At 33.3% G+C, this 14,367-nt stretch carries 15 protein-coding genes; 8 read left to right on the top strand and 7 right to left on the bottom strand.

Annotation, left to right across the window (positions count from 1 at the left end; all coding sequences use genetic code 11):
* The 3 genes from QZV68_RS01225 to QZV68_RS01215 form a co-directional block, all read right to left on the bottom strand.
* Positions 1 to 1,878, bottom strand: coding sequence for a PP2C family protein-serine/threonine phosphatase (locus tag QZV68_RS01225; RefSeq protein WP_296877802.1), 1,878 nt, complete (start codon positions 1,876 to 1,878; stop codon positions 1 to 3).
* Complete coding sequence (locus tag QZV68_RS01220; RefSeq protein ID WP_296877800.1) at positions 1,878 to 2,255, bottom strand: ATP-binding protein; 378 nt, start codon at positions 2,253 to 2,255, stop codon at positions 1,878 to 1,880. The genes QZV68_RS01225 and QZV68_RS01220 overlap by 1 nt, the downstream gene beginning before the upstream one ends.
* 158 nt (positions 2,256 to 2,413) lie before the next feature.
* Positions 2,414 to 3,046 (bottom strand): 4'-phosphopantetheinyl transferase superfamily protein, encoded by a 633-nt coding sequence (locus QZV68_RS01215; protein WP_296877797.1) that lies wholly within the window; start codon positions 3,044 to 3,046, stop codon positions 2,414 to 2,416.
* 154 nt (positions 3,047 to 3,200) lie between these two features.
* Between QZV68_RS01215 and QZV68_RS01210 the strand changes: the two genes are divergently transcribed.
* Positions 3,201 to 3,911 carry a DUF4013 domain-containing protein gene (locus QZV68_RS01210; protein ID WP_296877795.1) on the top strand — a complete coding sequence of 237 codons (711 nt, stop codon included), beginning with the start codon at positions 3,201 to 3,203 and terminating at the stop codon, positions 3,909 to 3,911.
* Between the two features lie 59 nt (positions 3,912 to 3,970).
* Entirely contained in the window at positions 3,971 to 5,383 is a 1,413-nt protein-coding gene (locus QZV68_RS01205; RefSeq protein ID WP_296877793.1) for a lactaldehyde dehydrogenase, read from the top strand.
* 58 nt (positions 5,384 to 5,441) lie between these two features.
* On the opposite strand, the gene QZV68_RS01200 is transcribed toward QZV68_RS01205, so the two are convergent.
* Positions 5,442 to 6,164 (bottom strand): tRNA-binding protein, encoded by a 723-nt coding sequence (locus QZV68_RS01200; protein ID WP_296877791.1) that lies wholly within the window; start codon positions 6,162 to 6,164, stop codon positions 5,442 to 5,444.
* Between the two features lie 160 nt (positions 6,165 to 6,324).
* Between QZV68_RS01200 and QZV68_RS01195 the strand changes: the two genes are divergently transcribed.
* The 4 genes from QZV68_RS01195 to QZV68_RS01180 all read left to right on the top strand — a co-directional run bounded on the left by QZV68_RS01195 (position 6,325) and on the right by QZV68_RS01180 (position 8,954).
* Positions 6,325 to 6,729, top strand: coding sequence for a PRC-barrel domain-containing protein (locus QZV68_RS01195; RefSeq protein WP_296877789.1), 405 nt, complete (start codon positions 6,325 to 6,327; stop codon positions 6,727 to 6,729).
* 70 nt (positions 6,730 to 6,799) lie between these two features.
* The gene (locus tag QZV68_RS01190; RefSeq protein WP_296877787.1) at positions 6,800 to 7,564 is read left to right on the top strand and encodes an aspartate dehydrogenase; all 765 of its coding nucleotides are present in this window, start codon (positions 6,800 to 6,802) and stop codon (positions 7,562 to 7,564) included.
* Positions 7,564 to 8,277 carry a tRNA(His) guanylyltransferase Thg1 family protein gene (locus QZV68_RS01185; protein WP_296877785.1) on the top strand — a complete coding sequence of 238 codons (714 nt, stop codon included), beginning with the start codon at positions 7,564 to 7,566 and terminating at the stop codon, positions 8,275 to 8,277. Before QZV68_RS01190 ends, QZV68_RS01185 begins: the two co-directional genes overlap by 1 nt.
* An 8-nt stretch (positions 8,278 to 8,285) precedes the next feature.
* Positions 8,286 to 8,954 (top strand): Mov34/MPN/PAD-1 family protein, encoded by a 669-nt coding sequence (locus tag QZV68_RS01180; RefSeq protein WP_296877783.1) that lies wholly within the window; start codon positions 8,286 to 8,288, stop codon positions 8,952 to 8,954.
* Positions 8,955 to 9,031: 77 nt separating this feature from the next.
* Here the strand turns inward: QZV68_RS01180 and serA are convergent, their stop codons facing one another.
* Positions 9,032 to 10,606, bottom strand: coding sequence for a phosphoglycerate dehydrogenase (gene serA / locus QZV68_RS01175; protein WP_296877781.1), 1,575 nt, complete (start codon positions 10,604 to 10,606; stop codon positions 9,032 to 9,034).
* Positions 10,607 to 10,811: 205 nt separating this feature from the next.
* Here serA and QZV68_RS01170 point away from each other — a divergent pair, with 205 nt between their 5' ends.
* Positions 10,812 to 11,618 carry a hypothetical protein gene (locus tag QZV68_RS01170; protein ID WP_296877779.1) on the top strand — a complete coding sequence of 269 codons (807 nt, stop codon included), beginning with the start codon at positions 10,812 to 10,814 and terminating at the stop codon, positions 11,616 to 11,618.
* On the opposite strand, the gene QZV68_RS01165 is transcribed toward QZV68_RS01170, so the two are convergent.
* Together QZV68_RS01165 and QZV68_RS01160 are read right to left on the bottom strand one after the other, a co-directional pair.
* Positions 11,615 to 12,001: a hypothetical protein gene (locus QZV68_RS01165; protein ID WP_296877778.1), complete on the bottom strand. Its 387-nt coding sequence runs from the start codon at positions 11,999 to 12,001 to the stop codon at positions 11,615 to 11,617. The two genes, QZV68_RS01170 and QZV68_RS01165, sit on opposite strands and share 4 nt — an antisense overlap.
* A gap of 9 nt (positions 12,002 to 12,010) precedes the next feature.
* On the bottom strand, positions 12,011 to 12,895 hold the full coding sequence (locus tag QZV68_RS01160; protein WP_296877777.1) for a transcriptional regulator: 885 nt from the start codon (positions 12,893 to 12,895) through the stop codon (positions 12,011 to 12,013).
* Between the two features lie 61 nt (positions 12,896 to 12,956).
* Here QZV68_RS01160 and QZV68_RS01155 point away from each other — a divergent pair, with 61 nt between their 5' ends.
* On the top strand, positions 12,957 to 14,222 hold the full coding sequence (locus QZV68_RS01155; RefSeq protein WP_296877776.1) for a tRNA(Ile)(2)-agmatinylcytidine synthase: 1,266 nt from the start codon (positions 12,957 to 12,959) through the stop codon (positions 14,220 to 14,222).
* Positions 14,223 to 14,367 lie beyond the last annotated feature (145 nt).

The following is a 14,367-nucleotide window of genomic DNA, read 5'->3' as shown; positions in this document are numbered from 1 at the left end:
CTATGATTTGTCTTTCAGGTAAACAAGTGTCATATCATCAAATTGCTCTTCACCATCGGTAAATTCATCTATATCTTTTAATAATGGTGCAATAGGATTTTTATCTGCACCATGTCTGTTGAAAAAGTTTAGAAGCCTGTCTTCTCCGTACATTTCCTGTTGGGTATTGTTTGCATCGGTTATTCCATCAGTATATAAAATTATTTCCTCTGAAAAGGTCACTTCTTCATTTGTGAATTCAAAGTCTTCCATAATGCCCAAAACAATTCCCGTATTTATCTTCAGATATTTGTATCCGTCATTATCCTTTATTATAGGCGGGTTGTGTCCTGCATTTGAAAATGTTATTTTTCCAGTGTTTCTGTCGTAGATTCCAACCCATAATGTGATAAACATTGTTTCGGAATTGGTTTCACATATTTGATTGTTAAGTGAATATAAAACTTTTGAAGGGTCTCGGTTGTGCTGCAGAATCTGCTTAATCATAACCTGTGTAATTGTTGCAAGCAATGCTGCGGGAACTCCCTTGCCTGATGCATCACCTATTACAATGACTAGTCTGCCATCATCCAGATGATAATAATCAAAGAAGTCTCCTCCTACTTCTTTTGCAGGCTTTGAATAACCGGCAACTATATAATTTTCATTTTCAATGGCTTTGGTTGGCAAGTTTGATGCCTGAATTTTAGTTGCAATATCCAGTTCAGCTTTAATGCGTTCCTTTTCACCTTCAATTTCATGGATGTTTTCAATATAACTGTTATTGTGTTTGATTAAATCTGTGTAACTTCGGGCAAGTTTTCCGATTTCATCTGTTTCATTAATGTATTCTGAATAGAGGTTTACCAATCCTTCAGCTTCTATTTTCTTGTTTTCTGCAATAAAGTCTTCAATTTCGGAAAATGATTTGATTGGGTTGATTACTTTCTTTTCAACATACAATATGATGTTAAATCCTGGAATGAAGAATAATATGGTTATTATATCTGCAAATGCAATTACTGGCATTGCAGGTAAAAAATTATCAATATAATCAATATTTACAATATGGCGGGCTTCAGGTATAAATGACTGCAATATGCCTAAGACTACAATAAATAATGTTGTCAGAAGGAACATGGTCATTATTTTCTCTACCACAGAATCTCCTTCACTTTCAGTTTCGCTATATTGTACCGGTTTTGTCAAATAAGCAAAAAGCAGAATCGCAAGCAATATTAATTCGCCAATTATTATGCTGTTATTTAGTTTCAAAAAATATGATGCAGTTGTGATAACCGTAACTGTGATTAGTGAAATTAATAATGCTGTGTATAATTTCTTGTTAAACTGTTTTTTGAGTGTTTTTGGAGTGTGGATGAAGTCTATTTTTTTGGAAACCCAAATGTGTAGTATTCCGAAAACAAATGCAATGTTAACAAAACTGATTAGGTATACCTGCATTATATATTCTAAAGGGGATTTATAAATTAAATGGAATATTTCTCCATGAAAAACAGCATATATGGTTCCGCAAATTAGCATAATTGATAAAAATAATCCTAAGTGGAAAGTAGTGTCTAATTTAGGCTTTGTAATTTCATGTCCTCTGTAACTTGAATACCAAAGCTTATATGCCAGGCAGGAAATCGCAAAGCTAATAATTTCGGAACAGATTATCATGATGGGATTGTATCCGTTATATACATCGGATACTATGTTTGCCATGACGCTGCCTATTGCACCATATGGTCCAAAAAGTATTCCAAAAACAAATAACATCCCTACATGGGGAGTGAATATTCCAAAATCCATAAGGATATCCAATGATTCTGTGATAGCTATAAAAGCTAACATCAAAAAGAATGGTATTAATATTTTTTTTAGCTTTTGTTTCATTATTCCACTTTTTTAATAATTTTTAAGTGATTTTCATCATTTATATGATTGTACTCCAGTTCGTCAGCCAGTTTTTTTGTTAAGTAAATTCCCAATCCTCCGATTTCAGCATCTTCAATACAATCTGGGAATTTGGGATCTTCTTTTAAAAGTGGGTTAAATACTGTTCCATTGTCAATAAATTCCACTGTCAAGATTGAATTTTCAAATTCAGCATTAACTGTGATATATTCGCATTTTGAATAATTGACAATGTTTACTAAAACTTCTTCAAGCATCAAATCTATTTGAAAGTCTTTTTTTTGAATTATCTTTTCGATGAATTCAGTTAATGTGTATATTTCATTAAGGTCTTTGTTTAGATTAATTGATTTCATTCTATCTTTAAACTTTTATCAATTTATATGGTAATATATGAACCTTTTATTAAAAAAGTGTTATGTTTTCATATAGTATTGATTTTTCAACATCGCTGTTTTGAAAAGATTCACATAATGGGTTATGGCATACTGATATTGGGGGTTGTTTTTTTTAGCTAATATAAATCATTGATATTGTAATTTACGGCATTTTTTATAGTGTAGTGTCCTGCAATACCTAATTTATATTCTTCAATATCAAATAAACCAAACTTAAGATTATTTCTATCATTTTTAAGTTTTATTTCTTTGCCTTTGAGTATTTCAAAACTATTTAAACTTAAATTAAACCCTAAACCTGTATATTTCATGTAACTTTCCTTTAAAACCCAATAGCTGAAAAATTCATCTGGCGGGTTTGGTGATTTCATGATGTTTTCATACTCGCTGTTGAAGAAATATTGTTTTGCTATGTTTAAATCAATTTGAGGGTCATTATATTCAATGTCTGTACCGACAGGTCTGTCGGAAATTGCACAGGAAATCATATTATTTGAATGGCTGACATTAAAATGGATATCTTCAAAGTTGGATATGTATGCCTTACCATATTTTTCAGTTTTTATTATGGGTTTTGTAATTCCCTCTTCATCCAATAGTTTCATCAGTAGAAGATAAACTCCACAGCTCAGTTTTTTGTCCCTGTCAAACTTGTAAAAATCAATTTTTTCTTTCCTATTTTGGGAAACTAACACGTAACCTTTTTTCAAATCAAGGTTTTCAACATTTGTATAAGCTAATTTAATCATGTTTTCAATGTTTTAAGTTTTGTTATTTTCTTTTGTTGTTAAATTATTATTTAAAACTTGTCATTTTTCAATATCATTAAATATTATTATGATTATAAATAAAAACGATTCTCATTAATTTGAGTTTTTATTCAATAAACAATAGGTGAACAAAATGGAAATCATAGAAATTATGAAGGATGCTTTAGTTTACCCAATAAATAACGTTAAAGCATTAGTTTTATATCTTATTTTGGGCGTAATCCTTGGAATTGTTGTTGCATTAACTTTTGCAGCTATTTTTGCAGGTATTTCAGATGGTAATGTGATTGAGGTATTCGGATTTGGAATTATAGGAGGCCTTATTTCTATCATTCTTTGTTTCATAGTCTCTGGTTATCAATTGGATATAGTCAAGTACGGTATTGAAAGAAATGATAATGCTCCGGGAATTGATATAATAAGACAGACATTTAATGGAGTTAAATTACTCGTTGTATATCTTGCTTATTTCATTATTCCAATTATTATAAGTGCGATTTTAGGACTTATTTTCAAAGATTGGCTTGCTACAATATTGATGATTGTGCTGTTTATTATTTTTGCAATGGCAGCATTCATGGCTCAATGCAGATTGGCCAAAACTGAAGACATTATGGATGCATTGTCTATCGGCGATGCCCTTGGTGATATTACTGGAGTGGGAATTGTCAACCTGATCTTATTTGCTCTTGTCGTTGTAGTTGTTACATTTATTTTATTGATAATCGCTGGTTTCATTACTCAGCTAAATTCAACTGTCGGCGGAATAGTGGAAGGTATCATCGGAATTTATTTGGCTTTCTTTGTCTCTAGAGCAACTGGTTTATTATACTCCAACGTATAAATAATCCTTTTTTTACTTTTTTTTTAACTTTTTTTTTAAGAAATTTTTTGGGTGATAATATGGACATGTTAATAGGTGGAAAACATATTTCAAGTGAAGATTTGGCAGGGGTTATAAATCCGTATGATGGTGAAACAATAGATACTGTTCCGATTGCTCATAGGCAAACTGCCGATTTGGCAATTTTTGAAGCAAATAATGCCAAGCACTCTCTTCAGGAGATGTCAGCTTTTAAAGTTTCAAATAAATTATTTGAGGTTTGCGATAAATTAAAAGAAAATCGTAAGGATTTCGCTCATTTGTTAACTATGGAGGTTGGAAAACCAATAAGGGAATCTCTTGTTGAATTGGACAGATCAATCGAAACATTAAAACTCGCAGCAGAAGAAGCAAAAAGAATTTATGGTGAAAGTGTGCCTTTGGATGCAGGTCTTAACGGCAAGGGATTTTTTGCATTCACTCAAAAGGTGCCGTTAGGCGTTGTTGCAGCAATTACTCCATTCAATTACCCATTAAATTTGACAATCCACAAAATCGCGCCAGCCATAGCATGCAAAAACACTGTAATCGTAAAACCGCCGACCGAAGCCCCATTGACTGTAATGAAATTCTGTGAACTGTTGGACGATGAGTTTCCAGATGGTGTTGTAAATACGATAACCGGATATGGTTCTGAAGTTGGGGATTACCTGGTGACTTCTCAGGATGTTAATAAAATATCATTTACCGGAAGCGTAACAACAGGATTGATGATATCTCAAAAAGCAGGAATGAAAAAAGTAACTTTAGAGCTTGGTGGAAATGACCCTATGGTTGTCTTAAAGGATGCAGATATTGATAAAGCAGTGACTGGCGTTATCAATGGAGCATTTTTAAATGCAGGACAGGTATGCATGGGTGTTAAAAGAATCATTGTTGAAGAGGATATTGCTGATGAATTTTCACAAAGGCTTGTTGATAAAACTAAAAAGCTGGTCATGGGAAATCCTTTGAATAGCGAAACTACTCTTGGAACATTAATTAATGAAAAAGCGGCGATGCAGGTTGAACAAACAGTAAACAATGCAGTAAATGCAGGCGCTAAAATATTGGCTGGGGGCATTCGTGATGGGGCATTTTATGAAGCTACCGTTATTGATAACGTAAAAGCCGATATGGATTTGGTTGTTAATGAAACATTCGGTCCTGTTGCACCAATAATCCGTGTAGATAGTGTTGATGAAGCTATTGAAGTGGCTAATGATACTGAATATGGACTTCAGGCAGGAGTATTTACAAATGATTATGCAAATGCAATGAGATGTGCAAATGAAATTGAAGCGGGAACTGTATTTGTTAATAAGCAATCAACATTCAGAACAGACAACATGCCTTTCGGTGGATTTAAAAATAGTGGCGTTGGCAAAGAAGGAATAAAATATGCCGTAGACGAAATGACTAAAACAAAATTAATAGGGTTGAATCTAAGATAGTCTTTCAATCTGCTTAATTTTTTCATTTTACAAAAAAAGAAAAATAAGTGGTTAGAACTTATTTTAAATAGTTTTCAACAAGGTTACGTGTTTCATTGAGGGATTCCATAGGAATGCCTTTTGGCATAGCTCCAAGATCTCCTTCGACTTCTTTGAGGATACTTCCATTCATTCCAAGAAACATTCCTTCACTTACAATATCGCTGAATGCCTGTGGGGGTAGTAAGGACACTCCAACCTTATTGTCATCTTTAACATTCAAATCGTTTGTTACAACAGTAATTGCACGTTTGCCCAAGTTTACGTTACAAAGCATAAGCTTATCATTTTTTGGGTGACTGGTTACGCTCATGACTTCCCCAACTTTAATGTCGACTCCCATAATGGGATCGTTGATTGGACCTAATGCCAAACGTTCTTTTAGGCCGATGATTGTGTCAAGGAAAAATCTAACTTTTGCAATGTTTTCTTGGGTTTTTTCTCTTTCTTCCTTTGGAGCATTGCTTAAAAATTTTTTATTCCAGTCATCTCCGCCCAGATATTCAATAATCTTTAAAGCTTTTTCTTTTAGGGCTGCAACATCCGGTGAATTAACTAATTCATCGCCTTCTAAATAGGAGTATGTCAATGATTGGAAATCGCTGTTCATTTGCTTTGCCAAATCAATGGCTTGCTTTTTATTCCAGCTTCCTCTAAAAGATGCTGTCGGAATTAGATTCAGATAGTTTTCTCTTGCTTTGCTTGCTACTAAAATTCTATAATCTTTTGTTGTATCCCACATTTGAAGTCCTCATTCTATTCTAAACTATATTTTAATTTTATAATTTAATAAATTTTTTGTAAAAAGCTGATTTAAATGAGTTAAAACATAAACTATTTATATTAACAATAAAATAAACTTATACATATTTAATTAATTATTTATTACTTGTGGTGTAAACATGGTAGAAGTTTCAAAATTACGTAGTTTAGATATTTATACAATTACTGGACATTATGTTGGACGTGTAGAGGATGTTGTTCTTAATATTAGGTTAGGAACCATTTCAAAATTACAAGTCAGAGCTATTGAACAGGAAAGAAAACCTGCTGGATTTATGAATTCATTTTTAGGCAGTATTCGTGGGGAAGTGCCTGAAGAAAACGATATGAGATCTTTCCAAAATGATGTATTGACTGTGGATTTCGATAAAGTTCAAGCAATTGGGGACATAATGTTGATTAATCCTAGGGACATTAAAAAAATGAGTGCTGAACCACAAATCCCTGAACCAGTATCTCCAAAACAAACTGAAACTGAACCACAAAACGAAACTCAAGTTCAATTCGATGCTGAAAGATTATAATTAATCTTTCATTGGCTCTTTTTTTTTTTAATAATTTTTTTATTTGAATTTAATATTTAGTGTGATTTTTATGAAGGTAGGTATTATAGGCTGCGGAGCAATTGCCAACATTATCACATCAAGCATTGTTCCGGAAGATAATGGTATAGAACTCGCATACTTTTTTGATAAAGATATTGAAAGAGCAGAAAACTTAGCTTCCTTAGCTGGAGGTGTAGCTGCTCTTGATTTTGATGAAATGTTGGATAATGTTGATATGGTTCTTGAATGTGCATCTCCTGATTCCGTCAAATATTTTGCACCAAAAGTATTGACCAAAGGTCTTGACATGATTATAATGAGTGTAGGAGCATTTATGGACATGAACTTCTATAGTGAAATTGAAAAAATTGCTAAAGAGAACAATGCAAATATCCATCTTCCTTCCGGAGCTATTGTAGGTTTGGATGGAATTAAGGCTGTAGCTAAATTCGGTTTAAAGGAAGTGAATTTGGTAACCCGCAAATCACCAAAATCTTTAGGTAAAAAGATTGATAAGGAAGAAATTTTATTTGAAGGTAAGGCTTCCGAAGCGGTTAAGGAATTTCCTTTAAACATTAATGTTGCTGCAACAATCAGTATGGCATGTCAGAGAGATATTGATGTAAAGATTATTGTGGATCCTAATGTGGATAGGAATGTACATGAAATAACTGCAAAGGGAGACTTCGGTGAATTCAAAACAACAACTATGAATTTTCCTTGTGCTGCCAATCCGAAAACCAGTATGTTGGCCGCACTTTCAGCAATTAGATTGCTTAAGAGTTTCAATGAAACAATCAGTGTGGGAATGTAATGAAGGAATATGAAGTTTATTCATCTTTGAAAGTTCCAAAAAACTCAAAAATCATTGTCAGATTGGATGGGAGAAGTTTTCATAAATTGTCCAAGGACTTGAATTTGGACAAGCCTTATGATGAAAATTTCTATAAGGTTATGGCTAATGTTTGTGAGGATTTATTTAAGGAATTCTCACCATCTTTTGTTTATACTTTTTCAGATGAAATAAGCTTGCTTTTGGATAAACTTCCTTTTGATGGGCGTGTTGAAAAAATCGATTCTGTTATTGCAAGTTTTGCCGCCAGTTCTTTTGTAATGCATTATGATGTCGACTTTAAAAAGCCGCCTGCATTCGATTCAAGAATCATTCCGATTTCAGATGATGATGTTTATAAATATTTCAAGTGGAGACAGGATGAGTCCTGGAAAAATTGTGTTGCATCATATGGCATTTCTTTTTTAAAATCCAAGTATTCAAATAGTGAAGCCAATGACAAGATAAATGGACTCAAGTCAAGTGACATTCATGAATTATTATATCAAAATGGCATAAATTTAAATAATGTTGAAACATATAAGAAAAGAGGCATAGCAGTATATAGGAAAAATAAAAAAGTGGTCGGATTAAATAAAAAGGAAAATAGGCAACAGGTATCATACAGAAGCTACACATATATTGACTGGGAAGCGCCAAAATTCAATATGGAATTTTTCGAAAAAATAATTTAGGTGATAAAATGGGCTTTCTTTCTAAAATCTTTGGAAACGATGATGAGGAATTTAATGAAGTAAGGGTAGATAGGGAAGTTCTTGATTCTGTTATTTATTATGCTAAGAAAGCTTATCCTAATGAATTTTTAGCTTTTTTTGACGGCCAAATAACTGATAAAACTCTTTTTATCACAGGCTTAATTTTTGTTCCGGGTGAAACCTGTGAAACAGGAGCCATAATACACACGGAGAGAATTCCAATGAATACAAAATATTTGGGTTCTGTTCACTCACATCCAGGGCCTAGTGCAAGTCCGTCTGATGCTGATTTAATGACTTTTTCAAAAAATGGCTATTTTCACATGATCGTTTGCCTTCCATATTCATTGGCGACATTTAAAGCTTATGACCGATATGGAAATCCTCAAAAATATATTATCGGAGATTACAGTCATTTGGTTGAAGATAAGTCTGACGAATTCTTTGATGAAGATGATGTGTTAAAAGACAGTGATGAATTTAAGCCAGGACTTCTTGATGAGGCCGATGACGAGTTTTTCACAACTGATGACACTTTTGTCGACCATTACAAGGATTATGAAGAAACTCACTTGAACAATAATCCTCAAGTAATAAAAATAGAAATTAACCCGGATGGTAGCGTTAAAAGAATATATCGAGATTATAAGAAATAATATTTTTTTTAATGGTTCAATGATTTGAAAAAAAGAAGGAAAAAAATAAAAAACAATATGGTGAAAATCGTTTTTTATTATAATTCAAGTCCGACAGCTTCGTAAACGTTGTCTAGTTCTTGAAGTTCTTTGATGATTTCTTGTGGAATCTCTTTGTCTAAAGTTAAAATCATAATGGCTCTTCCACCTTGTTCATCTCTTCCAACTTGCATGATTCCGATGTTTACACCATGTTCACCTAATTTGGTTCCAATTTTACCAATGCTTCCAGGAACATCTTCATATTTTGCAATAAACATGTGTCCTTCAGGAATAACGTCTACCCAGTAATCGTTTACTTTTAAAATTCTTGGCTCATGTAGGTTTGTACCTTCGGCAGAGAATTTATCATTGGAACTTTTTGCAGTAACTTTAATCAGGGAGTCATATCCTTTTGCATTTTCTTTTCTTCCTTCAGTAATGCTTATTCCTCTGTCTTTAGCAACAAGAGCTGCATTAACTGCATTCACTGGAGAACTTAAAAATGGATTAACTACTCCTTGTAGCACGGTTCTAGTTAAAATTTCCAAATTCTCAATTTCGGATAATTCTCCACTGTAAACAATTTCAATCTCTTTTATCTTACCGTTTACAGCTTGGGAAATGAAACTTCCTAATTTTTCACATAATTCTAAGTACGGTGATAATTCCTGATATGTTTTATTGTCGATACGTGGCATGTTCAATACATTTTTAGGAGTTCCGCCTTTGAATAAATCAATAATTTCATCAGCTACAATAATTGCAGCATCCCTTTGTGCTTCTTTAGTTGAAGCAGCAATGTGAGGGGTTAATACGATATTGTCAAGTTCAAATAATTTTGAATCTTTTGCTGGTGGTTCTTCTTCATATACGTCCAATGCAGCCCCACCAATCTTATTGTTGGTTAATGCTTCGTATAGTGCATCTTCATCAATAATTCCGCCACGGGCACAGTTTGTAATGAATGCAGTGTCTTTCATAATTTCAAACTGTTCTGTGGAAATTAAATGTTTGGTTTCAGGAGTAAGAGGCACGTGAATTGTAATAAAGTCTGCATTTCTAAGCACAGTGTCCAAATCAGTTAGTTCAACGCCCATTTGTTTTGCAACTTCTTCAGGTAAGTATGGATCATATGCCATTGCGTCCATTTCAAATGCTTTACATCTGTTTACTACTTGGGAACCGATTCTACCCATTCCGATAACTCCAAGGGTTTTGTTTCTAAGTTCAACACCCATGAATTTTTTCTTTTCCCATTTTCCTTCTTTCACAGATTTATCAGCAATTGCTAACTTACGTGCCATAGTGAGCAATAATCCCATTGTGTGTTCAGCTACAGTAATGGATGTGGATTCAGGTGAGTTTACAACCATAATTCCTTTTTCGGTTGCTGCGTTGAGGTCAATGTTGTCTACTCCTACACCTGCTCTAGCTATGATTTTCATATTGTCTGCTTTTTTAATAATGTCTGCAGTAAGCTTTGTTCGACTTCGCACTACAATTCCATCATATTCATGGATGGTATTTGCCAATTCTTCAGGAGTGATGCTGGTATCTACAACAACTTCAGCTACTTCCTTAAGATTTTCAATACCTTTTTCGTTAATAGCATCAGCAATAAGTACTTTCATTTTTTCACCATAATACTTGTTTTTTAAGATTGAATATTTAATAATAAATATTAGTTAAAATTATGTTTTTTATTATATTTATAATTTAAATCTTTTTTAGGAACAAATGTTTTTTAATGGTGTATGTTAAAATATATCAATATATTAATTTAATAAGTGTTTAATATGGTATCCGTTAATGAAGTGCGGGCACTGTTGAAAATGGATGGGTGATATTATTTTTGTAGGTGATTTTGAAGTTAAAGGCAGGTCAATTCCGCAAACAATTTTGGGATATGGTCCGTTCATGGCAGAATTATATTATGGTCATAGATCAAGACTGTACTTGGATGATTTATACAATAATCCTGAAAATGCTTCTGAAGTAATTCAGGAAGCTTATAATCATGGTGTAAGAGCTATTAACTTAGTTAACAATCCTAACTTGCTTAAAGCATATGATCTTGCAGCTGATGCAGGATGTGAGATGAAAATAGTTGCAACAATCGGAAAATCTGATGTGGACTATTTAAATCCGAATTATGAAGTTGCAAAGGAAGTGGATTGGGATGAGGATATTGAGTTATTTTCAAGCTATGATTGTCCTCTGATGTTGGTTGATGAGTTTATTGTTGACGGATACGATTGGAATTTGACTTCAAAGATATTGTCTGAAATTAACAATGCAGGGGCTCTATCAGGACTTGTTACTGCATTCCCGTCAAAAACAACGGATTTACTTCCGGATAATTTGGATATGGATTTGTTTGATTTTTATATGATTCCGTTCAATTCAATTTCTTACATGATGGATATAAATGCTTTCAATGCTTCTCAAAGGCAGGAATTTGTTGATAGGGTTTTAAGTTTGAATAAAAAAATAATAGCCACAAGAATTTTGGCGGCTGGTGTTTTAAAACCTAGTGAATCATTTACATTTCTCAAAAATGTGGATTATATAGACGCCATCTCGATTGGTGTTGCTAAAGTTGAAGAGGCTTGTGAGGATTTCACACTTTTAAAGCAATATTAAAACTCAACAACTTCATATTTATCAAATGGAACAATGTTATCTTTTTCAAGAGATTCATTCAGGTCTTTTAATCCGTTAATCAGGTCTTTTATATTTTTGTTTGATGGTTTTTTGCCGGTAATTTGCAGATATTGTCTTGGGCTTATGTTACAATATTCGCATTTGAAGTTGCAGCATCTGTCCTTTTCTTCACAGCCGTATCCTTCCTGATTCTCATCGGTTCCGATTACAATGTCATCCAATATTTTGGATACTCTTTCATCTGATGCAAACATTGCAATTTTTTGTGTTTTTCCACATATCCCTATGGCTTTTTGCCCCGCATAATTACAAACCCATTTGATTGGATAGTTTTCCAATCCGTCAATACTCAAATTTTCCATTTTTGCCACCTAATTTTCTTTTCTCTCTTTAATCATTTTCAATAATTCTCTTGAATTTTCAAATTCTTTCAATTCCCAGGATTTGATGACGGGAATAGTGCCGATTGATTCTTTTATCTTTTCATTGTTGATTATAAATACTGGTTCTGATGTTGTAACCATTGATAAATCCTTTAGGGGGACTGCCATTCTTTTTAAAGTTTTCTCAGTCCTGTTTTTTTCAACATTCGCCATCAAAGGGGAGTGTTCATCAGAACTTCTCATTTTGGCCACAGCATCAAACGGACTTTTGCTTGTTGAAACAACACCATATCCTAATTTTGATAAATCTAGAGTATCTCCAGCATCGCTGAATTCAATATCTTCTTTTTTAGGTTGTTTCAATAAATCTATATCAAGTGTAACCTTGGTATTCAGGATTTCCTCCAGAATCATTGCAGTTTCGGCATTGGCGCGAACTATTTCGTTTTCGTATTTGTACATAGTTGCCCGATACTGTTTTATGACGTTGCCGTCAATTTTAACAAAGTATCCTCCTCTGTCGGCGAGAATTTCAGGATATTCGTTGTACATAATCATATTTTTTAAGGTTTCAAAGCCGATGGTTGGAATGTCATACCTTTCATAGATTACTCCTTCCTCTAAATAACCGTTTCTTGATTTTTCACCAATGATTATTGGGGAAGCGAGAAAAATATTGGCTAACTGTTTCATCTCATGAGCATTGCTCTCATTAATGCTGTCTATATTTTGAAAAGTTTTTAAAAGTAAGATAAGTAAGTTTTTACGTGCTACAATATCAAATGAACCCTGCTCATAGATATCTGAAGTTTTATATCCCTGAGATTTTAATAATTTTTCGATATTCTGCAACAATTGGCCTCTAGTTAACATTCAACTTGCCCCTTTGTAAACTATATATTGTTATAACTATAATATATGTTATTATTTGAAGGTGATTGTAATTAAGTATTTATATATCGGAATAGATGATACGGACTCCCCTGACGGGATGTGCACTACCTATTTGGCAAGTCAGATTATCAATAAGTTTAATGATAATGGAATTGAACTGGTTGACTATCCGAGACTAATCAGGTTGAATCCATTTGCAAGATTTAAAACTCGCGGGAATGGTGGTGTCAGTTTAAAGATTTTAAACAATGACAAGGCAGGTCTGGCCCGCCAAATTGTATTGGAGGAAGTCGAAAAATTATCCATGTTTGACTGTGACAATACCAATCCTGGAGTAATATTCTATGATGGTGAAATAACTGAAAAAATGGAAAACTACGCATTCAGGGCAATTTATGAGTTCATTACAATCGAAGAGGCTGAAGAGTTTGGGAAATCTGTGGGATGTGAAATTCATAAATTCAAAAAGGGAAGAGGCATCATAGGATCAATAGCTGCCATCAGCCTTCCTTTGTCTGATTATACCTATGAACTGCTTGCATACAGAAGCGCTGAAAATTATGGAACAAAACGCCGGATTGATTATGAATCAGTTTATCTGATGGATAAAAAGACATTTCCCGATACTTTTGAAAATATTGACTATTCTGAAAATTACATTGCAATAGAGCCGAAAACTCCATGTCCGGTTTTATACGGCATCAGATCCAATAATGTCGAAGCGCTGAAAGAGGCAAAAGAAATTGTTGAGGTGGGTGAGCCTATTGTCGATTGGTGCATTTTCAAAACCAATCAGCACACTGACATGCATATCCAAAAGGCAGAGTCCATTTCTGAGATGGAACAGTTCGGCTGTTATGAGGTTGTTGGTGAAGTGAAAAACAAGCCTAGGATTATAGATGGGGGGCACATGTTCTTTTTCATATCTGATAAGTCAGGAGAGATTGAATGTGGTGCATATGAGCCAACAAAAAATTTCAGAAAAACGGTTTCCCACTTACGGCCTGGAGATATTATTCGAGTCTTTGGGGGAATTGGTGAACAGAATACATTCAATATCGAGAAGTTTCAGGTTATTAAGTTAAATGATGTTGAATATAAAAATCCGATTTGCGAATGTGGAAAAAGTATGACATCTGCAGGTAAAAATAAGGGTTTTAAATGTAAACGTTGTGGGAATAGAGTTAAATCTGATAAAAAAGTTCCTATTAAAATCACACGTAGTTTGAAAAATTCCGAATTTTATGAAACACCTGTTTCTGCAAGGAGGCATCTATCAAAGCCACTTTGTAGAATGGATTTATAATAAAATAACATTTTTTTTATTCTTTATATTAAATATAATTAATTTTTATCAATATTTTTCTATTCACTTTTTGTGAACTTTTATTTGATTTTTCCTTATTTTTTTTCATAATATTGGAACTTTTGAGAAATAAATCCTACTAATT

It is taken from the genome of uncultured Methanobrevibacter sp. (assembly GCF_902801725.1).
Lineage (GTDB): Archaea > Methanobacteriota > Methanobacteria > Methanobacteriales > Methanobacteriaceae > Methanocatella.
This window is presented reverse-complemented; position numbering and strand designations above follow the sequence as displayed.

Excerpts from the sequence above, each read along its gene's own strand:
- QZV68_RS01225 (WP_296877802.1), bottom strand. The coding sequence starts at position 1,878 with ATGAAACAAAAGCTAAAAAAAATATTAATACCATTCTTTTTGATGTTA.
- QZV68_RS01220 (WP_296877800.1), bottom strand. The coding sequence starts at position 2,255 with ATGAAATCAATTAATCTAAACAAAGACCTTAATGAAATATACACATTA.
- QZV68_RS01215 (WP_296877797.1), bottom strand. The coding sequence starts at position 3,046 with ATGATTAAATTAGCTTATACAAATGTTGAAAACCTTGATTTGAAAAAA.
- QZV68_RS01210 (WP_296877795.1), top strand. The coding sequence starts at position 3,201 with ATGGAAATCATAGAAATTATGAAGGATGCTTTAGTTTACCCAATAAAT.
- QZV68_RS01205 (WP_296877793.1), top strand. The coding sequence starts at position 3,971 with ATGGACATGTTAATAGGTGGAAAACATATTTCAAGTGAAGATTTGGCA.
- QZV68_RS01200 (WP_296877791.1), bottom strand. The coding sequence starts at position 6,164 with ATGTGGGATACAACAAAAGATTATAGAATTTTAGTAGCAAGCAAAGCA.
- QZV68_RS01195 (WP_296877789.1), top strand. The coding sequence starts at position 6,325 with ATGGTAGAAGTTTCAAAATTACGTAGTTTAGATATTTATACAATTACT.
- QZV68_RS01190 (WP_296877787.1), top strand. The coding sequence starts at position 6,800 with ATGAAGGTAGGTATTATAGGCTGCGGAGCAATTGCCAACATTATCACA.
- QZV68_RS01185 (WP_296877785.1), top strand. The coding sequence starts at position 7,564 with ATGAAGGAATATGAAGTTTATTCATCTTTGAAAGTTCCAAAAAACTCA.
- QZV68_RS01180 (WP_296877783.1), top strand. The coding sequence starts at position 8,286 with ATGGGCTTTCTTTCTAAAATCTTTGGAAACGATGATGAGGAATTTAAT.
- serA (WP_296877781.1), bottom strand. The coding sequence starts at position 10,606 with ATGAAAGTACTTATTGCTGATGCTATTAACGAAAAAGGTATTGAAAAT.
- QZV68_RS01170 (WP_296877779.1), top strand. The coding sequence starts at position 10,812 with ATGGGTGATATTATTTTTGTAGGTGATTTTGAAGTTAAAGGCAGGTCA.
- QZV68_RS01165 (WP_296877778.1), bottom strand. The coding sequence starts at position 12,001 with ATGGAAAATTTGAGTATTGACGGATTGGAAAACTATCCAATCAAATGG.
- QZV68_RS01160 (WP_296877777.1), bottom strand. The coding sequence starts at position 12,895 with ATGTTAACTAGAGGCCAATTGTTGCAGAATATCGAAAAATTATTAAAA.